Here is a 23797-nt window from a genome sequence, read left to right on the forward strand (position 1 = left end):
CGCCGGCCCAGGGCAATCAGATGACGCGCACGTGCAGCTCGCCCAGGCCATCGACGCCACCGACCATCAGCTCGCCGGCCACCACCGGGCCGACGCCTTCGGGGGTGCCGGTCATGATCAGGTCACCGGGCTGCAGCTCGAAGAAGCGCGACAGGTAGGCGATGGTTTCCGGCACCGACCAGATCAGTTTGTCGATGTCGCTGCGCTGGCGGTCCTGGCCTTCGACCTGCAGCCAGATGGCCGCCTGGGCCGGGTGGCCGACCTGGCTGGCCGGGTGCAGCGGGGCGATCGGCGCGGAGGCGTCGAAGGCCTTGCCGATTTCCCAGGGGCGGCCCATCTCGCGCATCTTCATCTGCAGGTCGCGGCGGGTCATGTCCAGGCCTACGGCGTAGCCGAACACGTGCTCGTTGGCCTGGGCCAGCGGGATGTCGCGGCCGCCTTTGCCGATGGCCGCGACCAGTTCGATCTCGTAGTGGTAGTTGCTGGTTTCGGCCGGGTACGGCAGTTCCAGGGTCTGGCCCTCGGCCACCGGGACCACGGCATCGGCCGGCTTGCAGAAGAAGAACGGCGGCTCGCGGTCCGGGTCGAAGCCCATTTCGCGAGCGTGGGCAGCGTAGTTGCGGCCCACGCAGTACACACGGCGCACCGGGAAGCGCTGGTCGCTGCCGGCAATCGGCAGGCTGGTGGTGGCGGCAGGTTCGAACAGGTAAGTCATGGCAGAGGTCCTCGGATCAATGGTGTTCGCGGGCTTCGCGCAGCAGCCCGAGGGCCTCCTGCACCGGCCGGTCGGAATAGCTGAACAGCACGCACGCGTCATCGGCCTGCAGGCTCAGCGGCGCCCAGCTCGGCACCACGAAGGTGTCCTTGGGCTCGAAGTGGAAGGTCTGCCCGCCGATGATGGCGCGGCCTCGGCCCTCGACCACCGAGTACACGGTGGCGTCGGTACAACGTGCGGTCTTGCCGACGAAGCCCCGTGGCAGCAGTTGCATGCAGGTGCCGATGGTCGGCATGGCCCAGCCGCCGGTGGCCGGGTTGACGTAGCGCAGCTTGACGCCGTCCCAGGCATCCACCTCGCCCTGGCGCTCGAGGGTGGCCAGCGCTTCGCGGGTTCGGGCGTAGGGGTAGCTGAAGATCGGCGACGTGCCGTCGTGCACTTCGTGGCGCACGGGCAGCATGTTGGCGCCATAGCGGGCCAGGCTGTTGCCCTCCTGGCGGCTGACCGGCTGCACGGCTTCGGGGTAGTTCTCGGCGAAACCGGCGCCGTAGAAACGCACGGTGGGGATATCCAGGCCGTCGAGCCAGATCACCGGCTCACCGCCTTCGGCTTCGCTCGGGTTGCCGTGGTCGTGCCAGGTCCAGGACGGGGTGATGATGAAGTCGCCCGGGTGCATGGTGGTGCGCTCGCCGTCCACGGCGGTATAGGCGCCCTTGCCTTCGACCACGAAGCGCAGCGCCGACTGGCTGTGGCGGTGGCTGGGGGCGATTTCGCCCGGCAGGATCAGTTGCAGGCCGGCGTACAGGCTCGGGGTGATCGAAGCCTGGCCACGGATACCCGGGTTCTCCAGCACCAGCACCCGGCGCACGGCTTCTTCGGCACTGATCAGCTGGCCGGCTTCCATCAGGTACGGGCGCACCTCGCTGAAGCGCCAGAGTGCCGGTACGCAGGGTGTTGTGGGCTGGGGCGGCACCAGATTGTGCAGCTGTTCCCACAGCGGGAACAAAGCCTGGCTGTCGATGCGTTGATAGAACTCGGCGCGGGCTGTGCCGATGTTGTCGTTGTTATTCATCGCTTCACCTGTGGTGGGCTGTGAAGGGGCTCATGGCAGTGGCAGCGCCCCCGTGTCGAGTCGATTAAACGCCCGCTCGACATACAAAAAAAATGATATTTTCGTATGCAGCCATACGATAAAGATGATGGGAGATTCGCCATGCACTGGACCCGCCGCCTGCGCCCACGCCACCTGCAACTGCTGGTGACGCTGGCCGAAACCGGCAACCTCAGCGACACCGCGCGGCAGGCCTACACCACCCAGCCAGGGCTGTCGAAGTTCCTCAAGGAGCTCGAAGAAGACGCCGGCGCCCTGCTCTTCGAGCGCCACGCCCGCGGCTTGCGGCCGACCGCCGAAGGCACCCTGCTGGTCAACCACGCGCGGCGCATCCTCAGTGAGATGGAACGGGCGCAGAGCAACCTGGATGCCCTGCGCGAAGGCAACACGCCGAACGTGGCTATCGGCACTTCACCGGCCTCGGCGCCGAGCCTGGTGCCGGATGCCATCCTGTACTTCCTGGAAAAGCACCCGAAAGCACAGGTATCACTGCAGGAAAACACCATGAACGTGCTGCTCGAACGCCTGCAGCTGGGCCAGCTGGACGTAGTGGTCGGGCGCGTCGACAACTACCAGCCGAGCCAGGCGCTGCACAGCGAAATGCTGTTTCGCGAGCCGATGCAGGTGGTCGCCCGCCCCGACCACCCGCTGGCCGAGCGCAAAGGCCTGGGCTGGGACGACCTGTACCAGTACGACTGGCTGCTGTGGCCACCGGCCACGCCGATCCGCAACCGCCTAGATACCGCCCTGAGCAACGCCGGGCGCAAGCCGCTGCCGTGCCGGATCGAATCGTCTTCGCTGATGGCCAACCTGTGGTTGATGCAGAACAGCGACATGCTGTCGGTCGCCTCCGGGCGGGTGGCCGAGCATTTTCATGGGCGCGGGTTGCTGCGCCGGCTGGACTTCGAGCTGGAGGCGGAAGGCTCGATCGGCATGTGCTGGCGCGATGAGCCGCATATCGAGGAGGCGGTGCTGGATTTGCTGGAGAGTTTGCGCGAGGCGGCCCGCAAGCCCATTCGCAAGCCTTGATCAGTGTTGGCTTCTTCGCGGGCTTGCCCGCTCCCACAGGGATCTCACCAGCCTTGAGTTTTGTAGAGTACCTGTGGGAGCGGGCGTGCCCGCGAAGAAGCCACCGCTATTCTCAAGCCGAACGATCCGCCCGGCATGCCGTCATAACTTGGGCCGGTGCCGCCACGCAAAGAGGACGCGAAATGACCCAGCCCGACCCGTCATACCTCAAATGGCTCGAAGACCGTTCGATGCTCAAGGCCTCGCAGGAGCGCGCCAGGCTGTATTCCGGCCAGTCACGCCTGTGGCAGAACCCCTACGCCGAAGCCCAGCCACGCCGCGCCACCGAGATCGCCTCGGTATGGTTGACGGTCTACCCCGACGCGATCATCGCCCCCGAAGGCTGCTCGGTACTGGCTGCCCTCGGTCACGAAGCGCTGTGGAAGCGTCTGTCGGAAATCGGCGTGCAGGGCATCCACACCGGCCCGATCAAGCAGTCTGGCGGTGTGCGCGGGCGTGATTTCACCCCCAGCATCGACGGCAACTTCGACCGCATCAGCTTTGACATCGACCCGCTCTACGGCAACGAGCAGGAGCTGGTGCAGATGAGCCGCATGGCCGCCGCGCACAACGCCGTGACCATCGACGACCTGATCCCCTCGCACACCGGCAAGGGCGCCGACTTTCGCCTGGCCGAGCTGGCCCACGGTGCCTACCCCGGGCTGTACCACATGGTCGAGATTCGCGAGGAGGACTGGCCGCTGTTGCCCGATGTGCCCGAGGGCCGCGATGCGGTCAACCTGGCGCCGGCGCTGTGCGATGAACTCAAGCTGCGCCACTACATCGTCGGCCAACTGCAGCGGGTGATCTTCTTCGAGCCTGGGGTCAAGGAAACCGACTGGAGCGCTACCGCGCCGATTACCGGAGTCGACGGCAAGACCCGGCGCTGGGTGTACCTGCGCTACTTCAAGGACGGCCAACCGTCACTGAACTGGCTCGACCCCAGCTTCGCGGCCCAGCAGATGATCATCGGCGACGCCCTGCACGCGCTGGACTGCCTGGGCGCCCGCGGCCTGCGCCTGGATGCCAACGGCTTTCTCGGCGTGGAGGCCCGCGCCAGCGGCACTGCCTGGTCGGAAAGCCACCCACTGTCGATCGTCGGCAACCAGCTGATTGGCGGCATGATCCGCAAGGCCGGTGGCTTCAGCTTCCAGGAGCTCAACCTGACCCTCGACGATATCGCGCAGATGTCCAAGGGCGGGGCCGACCTGTCCTACGACTTCATCACCCGCCCCGCCTGCCAGCATGCCCTGCTGACTGGCGACACCGAATTCCTGCGCCTGATGCTCAAGGAGATGCATGCCTTCGGCATCGACCCGGCGTCGTTGATCCACGCCCTGCAGAACCACGATGAACTGACCGTCGAGCTGGTGCACTTCTGGACCCTGCACGCCCACGACATGTACCTGTACAAGGGCCAGACCCTGCCCGGCGGCATTCTGCGCGAGCACATCCGCGAGGAAATCTACGAGCGCCTTTCGGGTGAGCATGCGCCGTACAACCTGCGCTTCGTCACCAACGGCATTGCCTGCACCAGTGTCAGCCTGATCACCGCGGCGCTGGGCATTCGCGACCTCGAACAGCTCAGCCCGGCGGACATCGCGCTGATCCAGAAGGTGCACCTGTTGCTGGTGATGTACAACGCCATGCAACCGGGCGTGGTGGCGCTGTCCGGCTGGGACCTGGTCGGCGCCTTGCCGCTGCCGGCCGAGGCGGTGGCCGAGCGCATGCTCGACGGCGATACCCGCTGGATCCACCGGGGCGGCTACGACCTGGCCGGGCTCGACCCGCAGGCCGAAGCCTCGGTGCGCGGCATGCCCCGGGCCCGCTCACTGTACGGCAGCCTCGACAGCCAGCTGGACAACCCCGAGTCGTTCGCCAGCCAGGTGAAGAAGCTGCTGGCCGTGCGCCAGGCCTATGGCATCGCCACCAGCCGCCAGGTGCTGGTGCCCGAGGTCAGCAGCCCGGGCCTGCTGGTGATGGTGCATGAGCTGCCGGCCGGGCGTGGCATCCAGATCAGCGCGTTGAACTTCGGCCAGGCGGTGATTGCCGAGGAGCTGCAATTGACCGGCTTCACCCCGGGGCCGGTGGTGGACATGATCAACGAGACGGTCGAAGGCGACCTGACCGAGGATGGCCGGCTGACTGTCAACCTGGACCCTTATGAGGCGCTGTGCCTGAGGATCGTGAACAGCAGCGGGCATGTCTGAAGCCTGAACTGGCCTCTTCGCGGGTAAACCCGCTTCCACAGGTATTGCACAAGTCTTGAAGACTGTGGCGATCCTGTGGGAGCGGGTTTACCCGCGAAGAGGCCGGTACAGGCAGCTTGCTTTTGCGGCGCCACGGGCATAGCTTCCTGATGTTTTCCCTTTCTGTGCCCAGGAGCAACTCCATGTACACCGGCATCGTCCAGGCCGTCCGCCCTCTGCTTGATGTGACCACCTACCCGGGCCACAACCAGTTCACCATCGACCTCACCCCGGAGCTGCTCGACGAACTGAAGATTGGTGCCAGCGTCAGTGTCGAGGGCACCTGCCTGTCGGTCACCGAAATCGACGGCACCCAGGTGAAGTTCGACGCCATGACCGCCACCCTCGAACGCACCAACCTGCGCTGCTTCAAGGCTGGCCAGGGCGTGAATATCGAACGTTCGGCGAAAATGAACGCCGAAGTCGGCGGCCACCTGATGGCCGGCCACATCGCCACCACCGCTGAGGTGGTCGAGCTGTCGATCAAGGAAACCGGCGCCTTCATCACCTTCCGCATGCCACCTGAGTGGGGCAAGTACGTGTTCCCGCGCGGTTTCATCGGGGTCAACGGCTGCAGCCTGACCGTCGCCGATGTCGAGGACAACGTGGTGACCATCAACCTGATCCCGGAAACCCTGCGCCAGACCACCTTCGCCCGCTACCAGGCCGGCGAGTTGCTGAACATCGAGGTGGACCACCAGACCATGGTGCTGGTGGACGTGGTGGAGCGCACGATCAAGAGCACCCTCGCCCGCGAAATGCCGCGCTGAAGCCGGCCCATGCTGCCCAACGCCCTCCCCGCGCGCACGGCCAGGCGCCTGCGCCTGCAGGTTTTGCGTGGCCGCGTCGGCCTTGGCCTGGTGGCGGGGTTGTCGGTGCTGGCCGGCATGACCGATGCCATCGGCCTGCTGGCGCTGGGCGATTTCGTCTCGTTCATGAGCGGCAATACCACCCGCCTGGCCGTAGCCATCAGTGAAGCGGACCTGGCCATGGTGCTGCGCCTGAGCGGCGCCGTGCTGGGTTTCGTGGCCGGCAATGCGCTGGGCGTGCTGCTGGCCCGCGCTTTCCGGCGCCGGGCGTGGCCGGTGTTGCTGGTGGTCGCGGCACTGCTGGCCTGCGCCGCATTGTGGCCCTTCGCTGCAACCTTCCCGGCACTGCTGGCCGCCACCCTGGCCATGGGCATGATCAATGCGGTGGTGGAACAGGTGAACGGCCTGCCCATCGGCCTGACCTACGTCACCGGTGCCCTGTCGCGCTTCGGCCGCGGCCTGGGGCGTTGGTTGCTGGGCGAGCGGCGCAACGGCTGGCGGGTGCAACTGGTGCCCTGGGCCGGCATGCTGCTGGGCGCCGCCCTCGGCGCCTGGCTGCAACAGCACCTGGGCTTGCAGGCGATGGCAGGCAGTGCTGCGCTGGCCTGCCTGCTGGCGCTGGTGTCGCGGTTCATCCCCCGCTCGTGGCAGCGCGGCTACATGCCGCGCTGAGCCTCACTCGATGCGTGGGTGCTGCTGCACCAGCAGCTTGCGCTTGGCCTCGAGCTCGGCGATCTGCGCGTCGATGTCTTCGATCTTCTGCTCGATGTTGTCGTGGTGCTCCTGCAGCAGTTCGCGCGCTTCTTCGATGTCCGACGCCGCAGGCGCTGCGCCGCGCAGCGGCTTGTTGGCGGTTTCCTTCATGGTCAGGCCGGTGACCAGGCCAACCACGGCAATCACCATCAGGTAGTACGCCGGCATGTACAGGTTGCCGCTGCTTTCCACCAACCAGGCGGCGAGGGTCGGGGTCAGGCCGGCGATCAGCACCGAGATGTTGAAGGCGCTGGCCAGGGCGCTGTAGCGGATGTGCGTAGGGAACATCGCCGGCAAGGTGGACGCCATCACGCCGATGAAGAAGTTCAGCAGCACGGCGATGATCAGCAGGCCGGAGAAGATCAGCCCGAGCGCGCCGCTGTTGATCAGCATGAACGCCGGGATCGCCAGGGCGAACAGCCCGACACTGCCCACCACGATGAACGGGCGGCGGCCGTACTTGTCGCTCATCAGGCCGATGATCGGTTGCACGAACAGCATGCCGACCATGATCGCGATGATGATCAGCACGCCATGGTCTTCGCTGTAGTGCAGGTTGTGTGACAGGTAGCTGGGCATGTAGGTGAGCAGCATGTAGTAGGTGACGTTGGTGGCGATCACCACGCCGATGCAGGTCACCAGGCTGCGCCAGTGCTGGGTGGCGACCTCCTTGAACGACACCTTCGGCCCCGAGGCCAGGCCCTCGCGGTCACCCTGCTCAAGCTTGTCCACGTGCTGCTGGAATGCCGGGGTTTCCTCCAGCGCATGGCGCAAATAGAGGCCGATGATACCCAGCGGCAAGGCCAGGAAGAATGGCAGGCGCCAGCCCCATTCGAGGAATTTCTCTTCGCCGATAACGGTGGAAATCAGCACCACCACACCCGCACCCAGCACGAAGCCGGCAATCGAGCCAAAGTCCAGCCAGCTGCCGAGGAAGCCGCGCTTGCGGTCCGGGGCGTACTCGGCGACGAAGATCGATGCCCCGGTGTACTCCCCGCCCACCGAGAAGCCCTGGGCCATCTTTGCCAGCAACAGCAGGATCGGCGCCCAGATACCAATCGAGGCGTAGGACGGTATCAGGCCGATGGCGAAGGTGCTCAGCGACATGATCACGATGGTCGCGGCAAGAATCTTCTGCCGCCCGAAGCGGTCGCCCAGGGCGCCGAAGAACAGCCCGCCCAGCGGGCGGATCAGGAACGGCACCGAGAACGTGGCCAGCGCCGCGATCATCTGCACGCTCGGGTCGGCATTGGGAAAGAACACCTTGCCCAGGGCGAAGGCGACGAAGCCATACACGCCGAAGTCGAACCACTCCATGGCGTTGCCCAGTGCGGCGGCGGTGATCGCCTTACGCATCTTGGCATCGTCGACGATGGTGATGTCCTTGAGGCCGATCGGCTGGACGCTTTTCTTGCGAGATTTCATGCCCGTATCCCTGTCGCTGAAGGCTCTAAGGGATCAGATACAACGGGACACTAAATAATTCAGCGCTCAGTGATTTTTTGTGCCTGGTAGGAATCGAAGCGGAAAAAACGAATAGTAGACAATTTGTATAATGTCGATAGACAATGACAAAATGTCGCACTCGAAGGCCGATGTGCCACCGCGGCATGCAAGCGTGCAAGATCGTTAACCGGAGTAGATAAATGCAAAAAGTAACTTCGCTGCCTGGCGATGACGCCCGTCCGGGCTGGTACCACACCAGCCCCAAGCGTCAGCCACGTCCGGGCCATTCGGGTCGCAAGGAAGCGCGCTGGACCATCGTCGGTGCCGGCCTGACCGGTCTGGCAGCGGCGCGCCAGATGGCGTTGAACTTCCCCAATGAAGAGATCGTGCTGGTCGAGGCCCAGGAAGTCGGCTTTGGCTCCGCCGGCCGCAACGCCGGTTTCGCCATCGATGTGCCCCACGACATCGGTGCCAAGGACTACATTGGCGATGTCACCACCGCGACCAAGATCCTGCGCCTGAACACCCTCGGCCAGGACTACTTGCGCGCGATCGTCGAGCGCAACGGCATCGACTGCCAGATGTCCGACTCCGGCAAGTACCAGGCGGCCGTCGGCGCCAAGGGCATCGCCATCCTCGAGGCCTACCGCAGCGGCCTGGAGAAGATCGGCTGCAGCTCCACCCTGATCGACGAGCAGGACCTGCCCGCGCACATCGGCACCTCGTACTACAAGAAGGCCCTGCACATCCCCGGCACCTTGCTGCTGCAGCCGTCGGCACTGGTCAAGGGCCTGGCCGACCACCTGCCGGCCAACGTCACCCTGTACGAAAACACCCCGATCACCTCGATCGACCAGGGCGAGCGCATCACCCTGGTGCACGAGCGCGGCAGCATCGTCACCGACAAGCTGATCCTGGCCAACAACGGCTTCGCCTCGGCCTTCGGCTTCCTCAAGGGTCGCCTGCTGCCGACGTTCCTGTACGCCAGCCTCAGCCGCCAGCTGACCGAGGAAGAACAGGCCCGCCTGGGTGGCCAGCCGGTGTGGGGCGTGATCCCGGCGCACCCGTTCGGCAGCACCGTGCGGCGTACCGCCGACAACCGCATCCTGATCCGCAACAGCTTCAACTTCTACCCGGACGGCCGCCCGCGCGCCAATGCCCTGCAAAGCCACCTGCCAACCCACCGCAAGTCGTTCGAGCGGCGCTTCCCGATGCTCGGCAACGTCGAGTTCGAATACTCCTGGAGCGGTGCCATCTGCCTGTCGGAAAACCACGAAGGCTTCTTCGGCCAGCTGGCACCGAACGTGTACGGCGCACTGTGCTGCAACGGCCTGGGCATCACCCGTGGCACGGCCACGGGCAAGCTGCTGGCCGACTGGCTGCTGGGCGAGCGCAACGAGCACATCGACTTCCTGCTGTCCTCGCCCGGCCCGAACAAGACTCCGCCGCAACCGTTCCTGTCGATCGGCGTGAACTCGGTGCTCAAGTGGGGCCAGTTCCGCGCCGGCCTGGAAGTCTGACCCGGCGGGCCGAAAGCGCCCGCCACTGCCTGTATTGCATCACCCACAGATCAAGAGAGAATCATGCGTTCCACTGCCCCACCCGTCATGATCGACGACGTTGAAATCAACCGCTTCCACCAACTGCTCACCCTGCGTACCGGGCTGGGCTGGGTAATGGTCGGCTACATCCTCAGCATCATCGGCGTCGCCACCATCCCGATGTCCGCGGCTCTGCAACTGAGCGGCTTCTGGCAAGGCATGGTCGCCGCCATGGCCCTGCTCGGCGTGTTCGCTGGCGGTTTCTTCGGCGGCTGGCTGACCGACCGCATGGGCCGGCAGAAGCTGTTCTTCGTCGCCCCGGCAATCGTCCTGCTGTCGTCCATCGCCATGCTCTGGGTTCAGGACCCGCTGGCCCTGTCGCTGCTGCGCCTGTGCTGCGGCCTGGCAGTCGGCATCGAATACACCGCGGCCGGTTCGCTGCTGACCGAGTTCATCCCGCAGAAATCCCGTGGCTCGCGCCTGTCGCTGCTGACCGTGCTGTGGTTCGTCGGCGCCGCGCTGGCCTACATCGCCGGCAACTTCATGCTGGCCGACGCCGGCCCTGAACAATGGCGCACCGTGATGGCCAGCCCGGCGATCATTGCCGGCCTGCTGTTGCTGGCCCGCCTGGGCACCCCGGAATCACCGCGCTGGCTGCTGAGCAAGGGCCGCCGCCAGGAAGCCGAACAGGTGATCCGCCAGGTCTACGGCGCGGCGTTTTCGCTGCGCAACATCAGCGATGACGCCGCCTCGGGCAAGGCGATGTCGTTCGTCGACGCGCTGCGCGCCGGCTATGGCAAGCGCATCTTCTTCGTGGTGATGTTCTGGGCCTGCGCGGTGATCCCGCTGTTCGCCGTGTACGCCTTCGTGCCCAAGCTGTTCCAGGCCCTGAAGCTGACCGGCAACCTGGCCGCCTACGGTTCGATGGGCATCACCCTGATCCTGGTGATCGGCTGCTGCGTCGCCACCTGGCTGATCAACTACCTGGGCCGGCGCACCATCATCATCCACAGCTTCCTGTGGTCGGGCCTGGCGCTGCTGGGCCTGGGGCTGTTCCCGGATGCCCAGGGCTGGGTGGTGCTGTCGCTGTTCGGCGCCTATGCGCTGTTCATCGGCGGCGCCCAGGTGCTGGAGTTCGTCTACCCGAACGAGCTGTTCCCCACCGAGATCCGCGCCTTCGCGGTCGGCATGGGCGCCTCGCTGGCCGCCTTCAGCTCGGCCATCGGCACCTGGCTGGTACCGATCTCGCTGGAGCAGTTCGGCATCGCCAACACCATGTTCGCGGCCACGGCGATCACCATGCTCGGCCTTGCGGTCTCGCTGGTGCTGGCACCGGAGACCAGGTCGATGAGCCTGCAGGAAGCGGCAGCGCTGTAAACTGCCACCTTTCGCGCAGAAAAAAGCCGCTGCAATTGCAGCGGCTTTTTTTTGCCTTCGATCAGATCCCTTCGCGGGCCAGGTCCATGGCGAAGTAGGTCAGGATCAGGTCGGCACCGGCACGCTTGATCGCGCCGATGCTTTCACGCACCACCCGGCCTTCGTCGATGGCACCGGCCAGGCCACCGAACTTGATCATCGCGTACTCGCCGCTCACCTGGTACGCCGCCAGCGGCAGGCGCGAGGCGGCGCGGATGTCGGCGATCACGTCGAGGTAGGCACCAGCCGGCTTGACCATCAGCACATCGGCCCCTTCCTGCTCGTCGAGCAGCGACTCACGCACCGCTTCGCGGCGGTTCATCGGGTTCATCTGGTAGCTCTTGCGGTCGCCCTTGAGCGCGGTGCCGCCCGCTTCACGGAACGGGCCATACAGCGACGAGGCGAACTTGGTGGAATAGGCCATGATCGCCGTGTCGTGGAAGCCGGCACCGTCCAGGGCACTGCGGATGGCCTGCACCTGGCCGTCCATCGCCGCCGACGGGGCGATGAAGTCGGCACCGGCAGCGGCGGCGATGACCGCTTGCTTGCCCAGGTTGGCCAGGGTAGCGTCGTTGTCCACGCCGTGGTCGTGCAGCACGCCGCAGTGGCCGTGGCTGGTGTATTCGCAGAAGCAGGTGTCGGACATCACGATCATTTCCGGCACGGTGTCCTTGCAGATCCGCGACATGCGCGCGACCAGGCCGTTCTCGTTCCAGGTGTCGCTGCCGGTGGCATCCAGGTTGTGCGACACACCGAAGGTCATCACCGACTTGATGCCGGCACGGGCATAGCGCTCGATTTCCTGGGCCAGCAGTTTTTCCGGAATGCGGTTGACGCCCGGCATGCTGGTGATCGGCACGAAGTCATCGATGCCTTCCTCGACGAAGATCGGCAGGATCAGGTCTTCCAGGCGGAATTCGGTTTCCTGGAAGATCGTGCGCAGGGATTCGTTCTGGCGCAGGCGGCGGGGACGAACGGAAGGGAAACGGTTGGACATGACAGCTCCAGGGCATTTTTAACGGCGTATACCTTATGCCTGTCGCGCGCCAGTGAAAAGGCCAGAAGACGAGATTATGTGTTGCGTCAAACGCAATGGCCGAAATTTGCCTCTGCCGGCCCTGTGGTCACCCTTTGCACCGCGCCCTCAATGTGCAAGCGTCCATCGTACAAAGGGTGATCAACGACTCAGGTGACCAGTATGCGCAAAACTGTCAGAGCTCAATGGCCCATGGGACAATGCGCTGTTGCTCGGTCACGCTGATGCGCCACACGAGCTGGATGCTGCCCCCCACTGGCAGGTAGATGAAATCGCCCACCTGAACATGGTCCATGGCCAATGAGGCATTCTCGGTGCAGCTCAATACTCGGCCCAGCGTGGTTCTGATGACCACCGTCATCTTTGAGTTTGCCCCCCAGTAAAACGTCCGGTCCACTACGCGTTCGGCGTCGCGCATGCCGAGGTCCGTGCCTTTTGGAGCGAACAACGGAAATTCACTAAACTCACTCTGTTCAGCGGTCGCGGGGGGTAGTTCCCGAGTGTCCAGCCTGACCGGGGTGCCATCCGCATAGACTGATTTACCGTAGACATGTTTGAGAAGATTATCCTCCATTATCAGATCACTCAGATTGCAATGATCAAATGCCCGTTGTCGATCAACCTCTTTAAGGGTGCCGCCTGGTCCAAGCAGCTGGATATCAACCTGCCCGGACTCAAGGGGAGTGATGATGCGCGCCACAACTTCCCCCGAACCGCCCTCAGCATACACATAGGTGCTTTGCGCGCAGGCGTGCAGGATGTTTTCCGATTGCTCTGCCGCCGCCAATGTACGGAGAGCCGGCATTTTCCTGATTTTGATTCCGTCAATTTCTAGCACAATAATGGTCCTGCCTAATTGATTAAACGTGGCAGTGCATAACAACTCCATGCGGTAGGTCATTCGGTTAAAGCACTCCGAGTGATAGCAGGAAGTTGATTGCCCTGACAGACAACTTGATTTGCCTGTGAATCCACTGTGTATTCAAAGCACCCTGATAACAACTCTTTGAAGTGAGGGGTATACTGTCAGCGGGTATTGAGGTAAGTGCAATCAGGCTCTGTACGAAAAGCCTTGAGATTTGCCCATGCTGCATTGAAAACAGCCTCGGAATGCTCATGTACTCCAGTACACTCCGCTTGCTCGGCTGTTTTCGCCTTGCCTGACCTGGTCTCAATCCACCAGCCTTGGTGCCCCCACCTCAGCCGCCTGTCGGTCCAGCCCATGGGCCTCGAGAATCCGCGCAATCTCGCCACTGCCGTGCAACGCCTGGATATTGGCATCCAGCGCCTTGCCCAGTTCGGCATTACTCAGCATGTACGGAATCGCCGTCTGCCCCGGCTGCTCGGTAGCTTTCACCCGCGGATCGGGCGCCGACACCTTGATGCTCGCGCCTTGGTAGGCCCCCTTCTGCTGCGACGCTATTGCCACCGCATGGCTGTCGATGCCCGCCTCGATGCGCCCGGAGGCCAGGTCCTGGGCCATGGCCACCGGGTTGGGGTACAGCACCAGGTTATCGCCCAGTACCTTCTTCAGGTCATTGACCCACAGGTAACCCTGCACGGTGCCAACCCGCTTGCCTTCCAGTTCACCGACCGTGGCATAGCCCGGCTTGGAGATGATGCCCATCACATCCAGGTACAGCGGCGCCGACAGGCCCAGCACCTTGCCGCGCTCCACGGTGCGGTACCAGTCGCCGATCACCACGTCGGCACGGCGGGTGACCACCGACTGGATCGCCGCCGCCGGGTCGAGCACGCTGGCCTTGATGGTCAGGCATTCGCGGGCGGCGATCTGCCGGATGATCTCGCCGTCCACGCCGCCCAGCTCCTGATTCGGCCCGGGGATCGAGTACGGCGGGAACACCCAGGCCGCCACCGTCAGCACACCGGGGGTCAAGGTGGTAAAGCTGTGGCCTGGCTTGCATTCGGCCAGGGCCTGGGCACTCCCGGCCACGGCGACACAAAGGGCCAGGCAGCGGGTAAAACGCTTGAATGGTTTCATCACGGTTACCTTTTCAATGTAAGGGGCAGGCAATGTAAGGGGCAGGCAGGGTTCAGGGCGTTGCGTGCTGGCCGGGCGCCAGTCTTCTTTCCAGGGCAGCAACGCCCAGGCTTGCCGGGGCACAGACCGCTGCGTACATCAACCCGGCCAGCACCAGCACCGGCATGTACTGGAAGGTCGAGGAGCCGATGGCCGAGGCGCGGCTGACGATTTCGGGCAAGGCGATGGTGAAGCACAGCGACGAGGCCTGGAACATCATGATCGAGAAGCCCAGCAGCGACGGCAGCGCCACCCGCAGGGCCTGGGGCAGGATCACGTAGCGCAGCGCATCGACACGGTCCAGGCCGATCACCTCGGCCGCTTCATGCTGACCACGGGCCACCGCTTCCAGGCCGCCACGGATGATCTCGCTGGTATAGGCCGCCGTGCAGTAGGCCAGCGCCAGCACGGCCGCCCAGAACGAGCTCAGGGTCAGGTTCACCGACGGCAGGCCGAAGTAGAAGTACTGCAACAGGATCAAGGCCGGCGCACCGCGCCCCAGCTCCACGATCACCAGCGCCGGGTAGCGCACCGCCCTGCCCTTCGCGCTCACGCCCAGGGCCAGCAGCAGGCCGAGGCACACGCCGAGCACCAGGCTGATGGCGGTCACCTGCAACGACAGCACAAAGCCCTTCCACAGTTCCGGGAACCATTCGGCCCATTGGCTCAGCATCTCATTCATTGGCTGATCCTCCGTTGCAAGCTCGCCGACACCCAGCGCGAGGCCAGCGCCACCGGCACGCTGAGCACCAGGTACACCAGCGCGGCAGCGCTATACACACCCAAGCCCTGGAAGGTCTGCTGCGACACCTGGTACGCCTGGAAGCTGATGTCCGCCACACCCAGGGTCGACGCCACCGCCGAATCCTTGAGCAGGCCGATGGCATAGGTGGCCGCCGTCGGGATGGAGATGCGCGTCAGTTGCGGCAACACCACATCGAAGAAGCGTTGCGGTGGCGACAGGTTGAGCACATGGGCCGCTTCGTACTGGCCATCGGGGATCGCCGCAAAGGCGCCGCGATACACCTCGGCCATCTGCGCGGCGGTGATCAGGCCCAGGCCCACCACCGCCGCGACGAACGGCGACAGGGTGAGATAACCACCGCCAATGCCGAAGAAGATGAAGAACAGCCAGACGATCGGCGGGATCGAGCGCAAGGTCAGCACGATGGCCGCACCCAGCGCCGCCAACCCCCGTGAGCGGGCCATGCGCAGTGCGCACAGCGGAAAACCCAGCACTACCCCGGTGGCGAACGCACACAGGGTCACCCCCAGGGTCCACGGCACGCCCGTGAGCAACATCGAGAGAATGTCGTTCATCAGCGGTCCCTCACGGCCTGGAGAAACTTCACCACCCGCTCATGTTGTGGCTGGCGCATCACCCGGGCACTCGGGCCCTGTTCGAGGATGCGCCCGTCGGCCATCACCACCACCCGGTCGGAGACCGTCTCGGCAAAGTGCATCTCGTGGGTGACGACGATCATCGACATGCCTTCGGCAGCCAGCTCCTTCATGACTGCCAGCACTTCCAGACCCAGCTCCGGGTCCAGCGCCGAGGTCGGCTCGTCGAACAGCATCAGTTCGGGCTCCAGCGCCAGTGCCCGGGCGATGGCGATACGCTGCTGCTGGCCACCGGAACAGCGCGCCGGGTAGTGCCCGGCCTTGTCGGCCAGGCCCACCCGCTCCAGCAACTGCAGCGAGCGCGCATCGGCCTCGCGCTGGCTGCGGCCAAGGGTGCGCACCTGCGCCAGGCTCACGTTGCGCAGCACGGTCATGTGCGGGAACAGGTTGAACGACTGGAACACCATGCCGATGCGCCGGCGCAGCTTCAGCAGGTCGGCGCGCGCCAGTGGCGTGGCGGCGTCGATGTCCAGCTCGTCGAGGCGGATGCACCCGCGGGTCGGCGGCTCCAGCTGGTTGATGCAGCGCAGCAAGGTGCTCTTGCCCGAGCCGCTGGGGCCGATGATGGCCACCACCTCGCCCTTGCGCATCTCGAAATTGACGTCGTGCAGCACCTCATAGGGGCCGAACTGCTTGTGGATCGACTCCAGGCGCAGGAATGCCGGCTTGGGCTCAGGCATGGGTGGCACCTGGCGCAGCGGAACGCTCATCGGGTTCATGGGCAGGCCCTCCGCTCAAGACCGCTGGTCATCGACCAGGGGCGTGCTCGACAGCTTGACCGCGCCCTGGGCGGTGATCAGCACCTGTTCTTCCAGCTTCACGCCTTCACGCCCGCCGCGTTCGCCGATGTAGCTTTCCACCGAAACCACCATGTTTTCCTGGAACAGCCCGTCATAGCCCCACTCGGCGAAGTCCACGGCGTAGGCCACGCTGGGGTACTCGTCGACCAGGCCGACGCCATGCAGCATCATCATGTAGCGGTTGTGCTCGAACTGGCGCGGCACCGGCCAGCAGCGCTCGGCGAACTCGCGGAACGACAGGCCCGGGCGCAGCAGCTCGATGTTGTGGCTGATCTGCTGGCTGGCGATGTCGAGCAGTTCGCGCTGGGCCGCCGTCACCGGTTTGCCGGGGCAGACGAAGCTGCGCGAGATGTCCGACAGGTAGCCACCGGGGCCGACCATGTCGGTGTCGAAGCAGACCATCTCGCCGGCCTCGATGACCTTGTCGGTAGCGTCCTGGAACCATGGATTTGTGCGCGGGCCCGAGCTGAGCAGGCGGCTTTCGGCCCACTCGCCGCCCTGGGCGACGTTGGTGCCATGGAGGATGCTCCACAGCTGGTTTTCGGTAATGCCCGGCTGCAGGCTGGCGCGCATGCGGGCGATGGCCAGGTCGCAGACCGCCATCGACACCCGGTGACTGGCGACCTCTTCAACCGACTTGATCAGCCGCGCCTGCTCCATCAGCGGTTGCGCATCGAACAGCTCGATGCCCTTGGCCTTGAGCTTCTCGGCGCCCCACGGATCGCAGCGGTCCACGGCCAGGCGACGGTTGCCACCGCTGTGGCGGACCATCAGCTCGGCCACTTCGGCCGCCCACAACGCGGCTTTTTCGTCGACCCGCGGGCCGGCCAGGAAGTACAGCCAGGGCAGCGCCGGGCGGATCTCGTCGATGGTCTCGACGTGCTCGCTGTTGTGCCGGCTGCTGGTGAACTCGAACAGCACCACCGGGCCCTCGGTGGGTACGAACACATAGCGGCTGGGTGAATGCATGACCCACAGGCCGAGGTTGTTGGTGTCGGTGGCGTAGCGGATGTTGATCGGGTCGGCGAGCAGGATGCCGCCGTAGTCATGGGCGCGCAGCTGCTGGCGGATGCGCTCCAGGCGGTAGTGGCGCAGGGCCTTGCGGTCGATCGCGGCCTGGGCGGCGAGCAGCTCGCTGTCCACCGGGGCCAGGGCATGGCCGGTTACGCTGACGTCGTCACGAAACTGCAGGGATGGCGCGGGGCTCGGTCGGGTACCGATGTGCATGGTTACACTCTCCACTGGATATCGTTGTCGTTGTTGGAGCCAGGGCAGTAACAAGGAAGCGCGAAACGGGTGCTGCTGTTCTTATGGTTGTTGTGGCGCGTGGTTCAGAGGTCCTTGACCAGGCGCAGCGCGTCATAGATGGCGGCATGGGTGTTGCGCGAGGCCACCGCGTCGCCGATGCGAAACAGCTGGAAGCGGCCATCGTCACGGCGGGCCACGGCCTGCGGGCGGCCGGCGATCAGGTCCAGGTACTCCACCGCGCCTTCGTTGCTCGACAGCGGGCACAGCTGGAAGTACAGGTCGTCCAGCGGCCGGGTGCCGTGGTTGACCACCACCTGGTCGACCAGCCGGGTCTGGCGCAGCTCGCTGTAGTCGGTGCCGATGGTTGCCAGCAGGCCGTCGGCGGTTCTGCTCACCGCTTTCAGGCGCCAGGTCACGGTGAAGGTGGTGTCCAGTTGCTGCAGGGCGCGCATGTAGGGCACCAGGTTCATGCCCATGACCTCGGGCGAGAAAGTGCGGTCGGGGGTCATGATCTCGGTGCGCGCGCCGCTCTGGGCGATGAACTCGGCGGCCTGCAACGCGGCGTGGTCGCCGGCGTCGTCGTACACCAGCACATTGCGCCCGGGTTTGACGTCACCCGAGATGATGTCCCAGCTCGACACCACCAGGTCATTGCCCTGCTCCATCACCTCGGTGTGCGGCAGGCCGCCGGTGGCGACGATGACCACGTCGGGGGCTTCGTCGAGGATGATCTGGCTGTCGGCCCAGACGTTGTAGTGGAAGGTCACGCCCAGGCGCTCGCACTGGGCCAGGCGCCAGTCGATGATGCTGATCATCTCCTTGCGCCGCTCCGACTGCGCGGTCAGGCGGATCTGCCCGCCAGCCTTGTCGGCCACCTCGTACACCACCACTTCATGGCCGCGCTCGCCCGCCACCCGCGCGGCCTCCAGGCCTGCAGGGCCGGCTCCGACGATGACGACCTTGCGCTTGCGCCCGGCCTTGGGAATCTGGTGCGGCATGGTGGTTTCGCGGCCGGTGGCGGCGTTGTGGATGCAGTAGGCGGAACCGCCGTGGTAGATGCGGTCGAGGCAATAGTTGGCGCCGACGCAGGGGCGAATATCGTCTTCGCGGCCTTCGATGATCTTGCGCACGATGTGCGGGTCGGTCATGTGCGCACGGGTCATGCCGACCATGTCCACCTTGCCGCTGGCGATGGCATGGCGCGCAGTGGCCACATCCGGGATCTTCGCCGCGTGGAAGGTCGGGAAACCGGTCAGCGAACGGATCTCGCCGGCGAAGTCCAGGTGCGGCGCGTTGCGCATGCCCTGGATCGGGATGATGTCGGTCAGGCCGGCGTCGGTGGCGATGTTGCCGCGGATCACGTTGAGGAAGTCGATCATGCCGCTGTTCTTCAGCAGCTGGGAGATCTGCAGGCCCTCCGCTTTCGTCAGCCCGCCGGCCAGCACTTCATCGCCGGTGTAGCGGATGCCGACGATGAACTCACTACCAACCCGCTTGCGGATGGCCGTGAGCACCTCGAAGGTGAAGCGCAGGCGGTTTTCCAGCGAGCCACCGTAGACGTTCTGCAGTTCGTTGGTCAGCGGCGACCAGAACTGGTCCATCAGGTGGCCGTAGGCCTGCAGCTCGATGCCGTCGAGCCCGGCGGCCTGCATGCGTTCGGCGGCATCGGCGTAATCCTTGACGATGCGCTCGATGTCCCAGATTTCCAAACGCTTGGGGAAGGCCCGGTGCGCCGGTTCCTGGTTGTGCGACGGCGACACCACCGGCAGCCAGTCGCCCTTGTCCCAACGGGTACGGCGGCCCAGATGGGTGAGCTGGATCATCACCGCCGCGCCGTGCTCGTGGCATTCGTCGGTGAGGTCCTTCATCCAGCCGACCACCTCGTCCTTGTAGGCCAGCACGTTGTTGAACACCGGCGGGCTGTCGCGGGAGATGGCCGCAGAACCGGCCGTCATGGTCATGGCCACCCCGGCCTTGGCGCGCTCCACGTGGTAGGCGCGGTACAGCTGCTTGGGCATGCCGTCTTCGGGGTAGGCGGGCTCGTGGGAGGTAGTGATGATGCGGTTGCGCAGGGTGAGGTGCTTGAGTTGGTACGGCTGAAGCAACGGGTCATTTGACATGATTGTTCTCGCGTTCAGGGCATCAGGCAAAATCGACATTAGACCCCATGTACACCAGTGTCAATAAATTCGACAGTGGTGTACATTGACCTTGCCAGGCCCCGATGGATACGGAACAATGCGCCCATGAACATGACCTCGAACCACCCGGAAACCGCCACTCGCGGCTCGATCGAGAGCTGGCTCAACGCGGCCTTCGAAACCCTCAAGGAGTCGGGGGTGGATGCCGTGCGCGTGCTGCCGCTGGCCAAGAAACTCAACCTCGCCCGCACCAGTTTCTACTGGTACTTCGAAGACCGCGAAGCCTTGCTCGCGGCGCTGATCGAGCAGTGGAAGAACAAGAACACCCGCAACCTGGTGAGCCATGCCCAGGCCTACGCGGCGTCGATCACCGAGGCGATCCTCAACGTGTTCGACTGCTGGCTGAACAGCGAGCTGTTCGACTCGCAGTGCGAATTCGCCATGCGCAGCTGGGCGCTGCAATCGGAGCAGGTAGCCGAGGAAATCAAGCAGGCCGACAACCTGCGCATGGCGGCGCTGAAGGAGATGTTCGACCGCTTCGGCTTCAGCGAAGACGCCGCCGCCACCCGCGCCCGTTCGATCTACCTGGCGCAGATCGGCTACATCAGCATGAAGACCGTCGAGCCGCTGGAATACCGCATGCGCTTCATACCGGAGTACCTGCGCATCTTTACCGGTGAGGAGCCGGCGGCACATGAGCTGGAGCGGTTCTACCAGCGCAATGATTTTGTACCGCCCTGCGCGTGAGCTGGGTCATGCTGCGACGGCAATAGTCGATTCCCAGCGCTGTGAGGGCGCCTCGGCAAACAGCTTAGTACTGGTTGCTTCCGGGGCGGAAACCTCCTTAATCACCCACACATCACCCAGCTTTCTTGCTACTGACAAGAAACGCTTCGATCGCACGCCTAACCTCGTGCCATTGCACAAATCTTTCCGGCGACATCGTAACTTGCACCTTCAAAATCCCGCTCATTAGAAACATCATTTCACAAGCATAAAAATCGGGCTCCCGCGCTTGCCAATTGCAAATAGTGACAGAGGTAACCACCCCTCGCTCCTCCTCCCAGAAGATTCTTCTGTTTCGCCTCCCCCAAGAATAATCGTTTCCCACATCACGATAGAGACCTAGCTGACTGTCATATACAACAACTGGTGCCTCCCCAAATGAGCGCATCTCCAGCAATTGGCCTCGCCACTGCCGCAGGTCGTTTTCACTGGCCACAATCGGAGTAACAGCAACCAACAAACCTCCCCTATCCAAAAGCCGCTCATGAATCCGATGATTGTCTGCCGGCTCCAGCCCTGGCCAACTCATCGCAACGAAAATTGACGCAATATTAATATCGCAGTCATTTTTCTTTACATAATATGAACGCTTTGCAGGTCTTTCCTCGTACTCCGGCCAAAAAGGGAAATAAAGCCGGGAAAACTCATACACCTCGCCCGCCATTTTCCCGCAGACAACTGGAGGAGACTCATAAAGTTGCGCTGGTTTTGTATACACATAGTAGATCAACCCAGCATATAGAATGACTCGCATCGCCAATAACAAACCAGCACAGACCCTTAGCGTTTGCCAGGTAATAACATACAATCGAACCGCATGAGTTTTCAGCATTCGTGAACCTCAAGAAAACAGCACTTAATGGCACACAACTTGGTTTAGCCAAGCCAACTGAAACCCAAAAGCGCATAGCCATTAAAACTCCGCATGACCAGGCAGGCCAGGCCGCTGTCACTTGCGTGATGGTCAAAAACTTCAGATAGATCGGACACCAGTCCACCCCATGAGCGACTTGAACAAGGGTAGATACTAACGCCTAACAGTAGGATAACAGCCCTACATGAGCCAGACTTATCCTGTAGGAATACCCCGAACAACAATTACCACTGTAGGAGCATTCCGAAAATGGCGAATTAATGCGTAGGAATTTATTACCTACAAAGTAGGAATATATGCAGAAGCATTAGATTTGAAGCCTGTATTACAGGCGCTCACTTTATTTGCATGCCAGCTCCTTCAGAGCCCCACTCTACCCAGATAATGGTGGAGCCCCGAAGAGCGAAAAGCTCGGCAGAACAAGTGCGCTCAGACCGTTACTGCATCCACGGCGGAGTCGGCTCTTCAGCCTTGGCCGGCCCATGCTCGGCCTCATCCCGCGCCGCACGGCGGCGGGCTTCATCGCGCAGGGTGGCATCGATCTCGCGCATCACCCCGGCCACGTCGGCGGCATGGTCGTCTTCCTCGAACTGCCCGCTCAACGGGCTGTCCGGGCGCAGTTCGCCGGCTTCGTACAACGCCCACATCTCGTCGGCGTAGCGGGTGGCCTTGAGCTCCGGGGCAAAGCGCCCGAAGTAATGCGCCATGTTCGCCACGTCACGGTGCAGCATGCTGAAGGCGTGGTTGTTGCCCGCCGCATCCACCGCCTGCGGCAGGTCAATGATCACCGGGCCGTCCGGGCCCAGCAGCACGTTGAACTCGGACAGGTCGCCATGCACCAGGCCGGCGCAGAGCATCAGCACGATCTGGCGAATGACGAAGGCATGGTATTCACGGGCTTCTTCGGCTTCGAGGTGCACGTCGTTCAGACGCGGGGCGGCATCGCCGTCGCCGTCGGTCACCAGTTCCATCAGCAGCACGCCGTCCTGGAAGTCATACGGCTTGGGCACCCGCACACCGGCGTTGGCCAGGCGGAACAGCGCCGCGACTTCGGCGTTCTGCCAGGCGTCTTCGGCCTCTTTGCGGCCGTACTTGCTGCCCTTGGCCATGGCCCGGGCCTGGCGGCTGTTGCGGACCTTGCGGCCCTCCTGGTATTCAGCGGCCTGGCGGAAGCTGCGCTTGTTGGCCTCCTTGTAGACCTTGGCGCAGCGTACCTGGGCACCGCAGCGCACCACGTAGACGGCCGCTTCCTTGCCGCTCATCAAGGGCCGTAGTACTTCGTCGACCAGGCCGTCTTCGATCAGTGGTTCGATTCGTTTTGGTGTCTTCATCAGGCTGCGTTCGGGGTCCTGGCTGGGGTGGTGGACATCCTCTCACAGGCAGCGGCGACTTGCTCGTTTGTCTGCAAGCGCCGATCGCCGGTAGCCTCGGTCCAAGCCTCACAACCGCTGCAAGTAGCCCTGAAGGTAGTCGATGAAGGCCAGCACCTTGCCGCTGGCGCGGCGGTGGCTGGGGTAGACCGCGAGGATGTCTTCGCCGAATGCATCCGGCTCGATCACGCAGTGCTCCATCACCCGCACCAGCCGCCCCTCCTGCAGGTAGCGGCGCACGCTCCACGCCGGGGTGTGCAGGATGCCGTGGCCGGCCAGTGCGTTGCGCAGCAGCAAGTCGTAGTTGTCGCTTTCCAGCCGCGCCTTCTGCGGATACGGCAGGCGCATGCGCACGCCGTCGCACTGCATCCACCAGAACTTGGCATCCAGCGCCGGGTGAATGTACTTGAGCCACTGGTGCTGGCCGATGCTGTGCGCCGTCACCGGCAACGGGTTGCGTTCGAGGTACTCGGGGCTGGCACAGAGAAAGATGCGGTTGTTGCCGATGACCCGGGCAATCAGGCCCGGCAGGTCGCTGTGCCCTTCGCGCAAGGCCAGGTCATAACCGGCTTCGATCAGGTCGACGAAGGTGTCGGACAGCTCCACCCGCAGCTGGATCTGTGGGTAGTCGCGCATGAAACCGGCACAGGCGTCGGCCAGAAACGCCCGGCCAAATGCCAGCGGCGCGGTCAGGCGCAAGGTGCCGGACACCCCTTGCAGCTGGCTGATCTCTTCACCGGCCTCATGCAGGCTCTTCAACACCTGCCGGGCGGTGTCCAGGTACAGCCGGCCCGCTTCGGTCAGCACGATACGCCGCGTGCTGCGCTCGAACAGCTGGCTGCCCAGCTCGCGCTCCAGGTGCGTGACCGCCTTGGTCAGGGCCGAAGGCGTCTTGCCCAACGCCTCGGCCGCGCGGCTGAAGCTGCCGTGCTCGGCAGTGGCGACGAACATCGAAATCGCACCCAAGGTATCCATGCGGTTTTTCCTGAATG

21 protein-coding genes are annotated in these 23797 nt (G+C 64.0%); 7 read left to right on the forward strand and 14 right to left on the reverse strand.

All coding sequences use genetic code 11. From position 1 onward, the window contains the following. Positions 1-16: 16 nt before the first annotated feature. Positions 17-715, reverse strand: a complete 699-nt coding sequence (locus J7573_RS00330) for a fumarylacetoacetate hydrolase family protein (RefSeq protein WP_294323516.1) — start codon at positions 713-715, stop codon at positions 17-19. A gap of 16 nt (positions 716-731) precedes the next feature. Next, complete coding sequence (gtdA, locus tag J7573_RS00335; protein ID WP_294323518.1) at positions 732-1787, reverse strand: gentisate 1,2-dioxygenase; 1056 nt, start codon at positions 1785-1787, stop codon at positions 732-734. A 141-nt stretch (positions 1788-1928) separates the two neighbouring features. On the opposite strand from gtdA, the gene J7573_RS00340 reads away from it, so the two are divergent. The 4 genes from J7573_RS00340 to J7573_RS00355 all read left to right on the forward strand — a co-directional run bounded on the left by J7573_RS00340 (position 1929) and on the right by J7573_RS00355 (position 6624). Continuing rightward, a complete protein-coding gene (locus J7573_RS00340) occupies positions 1929-2855 on the forward strand; it encodes a LysR substrate-binding domain-containing protein (protein ID WP_294323521.1) in 927 nt (308 codons plus the stop codon). Positions 2856-3037: 182 nt separating this feature from the next. Next, positions 3038-5104, forward strand: coding sequence for a maltose alpha-D-glucosyltransferase (gene treS, locus J7573_RS00345; protein ID WP_294323523.1), 2067 nt, complete (start codon positions 3038-3040; stop codon positions 5102-5104). Positions 5105-5286: 182 nt separating this feature from the next. Next, the gene (locus J7573_RS00350; protein WP_294323526.1) at positions 5287-5913 is read left to right on the forward strand and encodes a riboflavin synthase subunit alpha; all 627 of its coding nucleotides are present in this window, start codon (positions 5287-5289) and stop codon (positions 5911-5913) included. 9 nt (positions 5914-5922) lie between these two features. Beyond that, positions 5923-6624, forward strand: a complete 702-nt coding sequence (locus J7573_RS00355) for a YoaK family protein (RefSeq protein ID WP_294323528.1) — start codon at positions 5923-5925, stop codon at positions 6622-6624. Between the two features lie 3 nt (positions 6625-6627). Here J7573_RS00355 and proP read toward each other — a convergent pair whose 3' ends face one another. Next, positions 6628-8130 carry a glycine betaine/L-proline transporter ProP gene (gene proP, locus J7573_RS00360; RefSeq protein WP_294323530.1) on the reverse strand — a complete coding sequence of 501 codons (1503 nt, stop codon included), beginning with the start codon at positions 8128-8130 and terminating at the stop codon, positions 6628-6630. Positions 8131-8351: 221 nt separating this feature from the next. Between proP and J7573_RS00365 the strand changes: the two genes are divergently transcribed. After that, the gene (locus tag J7573_RS00365; RefSeq protein WP_294323532.1) at positions 8352-9671 is read left to right on the forward strand and encodes an FAD-binding oxidoreductase; all 1320 of its coding nucleotides are present in this window, start codon (positions 8352-8354) and stop codon (positions 9669-9671) included. Between the two features lie 63 nt (positions 9672-9734). Beyond that, positions 9735-11069: an MFS transporter gene (locus J7573_RS00370; RefSeq protein WP_294323535.1), complete on the forward strand. Its 1335-nt coding sequence runs from the start codon at positions 9735-9737 to the stop codon at positions 11067-11069. 61 nt (positions 11070-11130) lie between these two features. On the opposite strand, the gene hemB is transcribed toward J7573_RS00370, so the two are convergent. The 8 genes from hemB to J7573_RS00410 all read right to left on the reverse strand — a co-directional run bounded on the left by hemB (position 11131) and on the right by J7573_RS00410 (position 19754). Further along, entirely contained in the window at positions 11131-12105 is a 975-nt protein-coding gene (gene hemB / locus J7573_RS00375; protein ID WP_294323538.1) for a porphobilinogen synthase, read from the reverse strand. Between the two features lie 214 nt (positions 12106-12319). Further along, positions 12320-13045, reverse strand: a complete 726-nt coding sequence (locus tag J7573_RS00380) for a hypothetical protein (protein WP_294323541.1) — start codon at positions 13043-13045, stop codon at positions 12320-12322. Between the two features lie 270 nt (positions 13046-13315). Further along, complete coding sequence (locus tag J7573_RS00385; protein ID WP_294323545.1) at positions 13316-14149, reverse strand: transporter substrate-binding domain-containing protein; 834 nt, start codon at positions 14147-14149, stop codon at positions 13316-13318. Between the two features lie 49 nt (positions 14150-14198). Further along, on the reverse strand, positions 14199-14867 hold the full coding sequence (locus J7573_RS00390; protein WP_294323548.1) for an amino acid ABC transporter permease: 669 nt from the start codon (positions 14865-14867) through the stop codon (positions 14199-14201). Further along, positions 14864-15505 (reverse strand): amino acid ABC transporter permease, encoded by a 642-nt coding sequence (locus J7573_RS00395; protein ID WP_159410034.1) that lies wholly within the window; start codon positions 15503-15505, stop codon positions 14864-14866. Before J7573_RS00395 ends, J7573_RS00390 begins: the two co-directional genes overlap by 4 nt. Then, on the reverse strand, positions 15505-16266 hold the full coding sequence (locus J7573_RS00400) for an amino acid ABC transporter ATP-binding protein (protein ID WP_294324832.1): 762 nt from the start codon (positions 16264-16266) through the stop codon (positions 15505-15507). The genes J7573_RS00395 and J7573_RS00400 overlap by 1 nt, the downstream gene beginning before the upstream one ends. Positions 16267-16320: 54 nt before the next feature. Then, positions 16321-17613, reverse strand: coding sequence for a Xaa-Pro peptidase family protein (locus J7573_RS00405; protein WP_294323558.1), 1293 nt, complete (start codon positions 17611-17613; stop codon positions 16321-16323). 104 nt (positions 17614-17717) lie between these two features. Beyond that, positions 17718-19754 carry an NADH:flavin oxidoreductase gene (locus J7573_RS00410; RefSeq protein WP_294323561.1) on the reverse strand — a complete coding sequence of 679 codons (2037 nt, stop codon included), beginning with the start codon at positions 19752-19754 and terminating at the stop codon, positions 17718-17720. Positions 19755-19880: 126 nt separating this feature from the next. Between J7573_RS00410 and J7573_RS00415 the strand changes: the two genes are divergently transcribed. Further along, on the forward strand, positions 19881-20522 hold the full coding sequence (locus J7573_RS00415; protein WP_294323564.1) for a TetR/AcrR family transcriptional regulator: 642 nt from the start codon (positions 19881-19883) through the stop codon (positions 20520-20522). A gap of 112 nt (positions 20523-20634) precedes the next feature. Here the strand turns inward: J7573_RS00415 and J7573_RS00420 are convergent, their stop codons facing one another. The 3 genes from J7573_RS00420 to J7573_RS00430 form a co-directional block, all read right to left on the reverse strand. Continuing rightward, entirely contained in the window at positions 20635-21393 is a 759-nt protein-coding gene (locus tag J7573_RS00420) for a hypothetical protein (RefSeq protein WP_294323569.1), read from the reverse strand. A gap of 479 nt (positions 21394-21872) precedes the next feature. Further along, positions 21873-22766 (reverse strand): PA4780 family RIO1-like protein kinase, encoded by an 894-nt coding sequence (locus J7573_RS00425; protein WP_294323571.1) that lies wholly within the window; start codon positions 22764-22766, stop codon positions 21873-21875. Between the two features lie 108 nt (positions 22767-22874). Next, a complete protein-coding gene (locus J7573_RS00430; RefSeq protein ID WP_294323572.1) occupies positions 22875-23780 on the reverse strand; it encodes a LysR family transcriptional regulator in 906 nt (301 codons plus the stop codon). Positions 23781-23797 lie beyond the last annotated feature (17 nt).

The sequence above is a fragment of the Pseudomonas sp. genome (assembly GCF_017744435.1).
Classification (GTDB): Bacteria; Pseudomonadota; Gammaproteobacteria; order Pseudomonadales; family Pseudomonadaceae; genus Aquipseudomonas.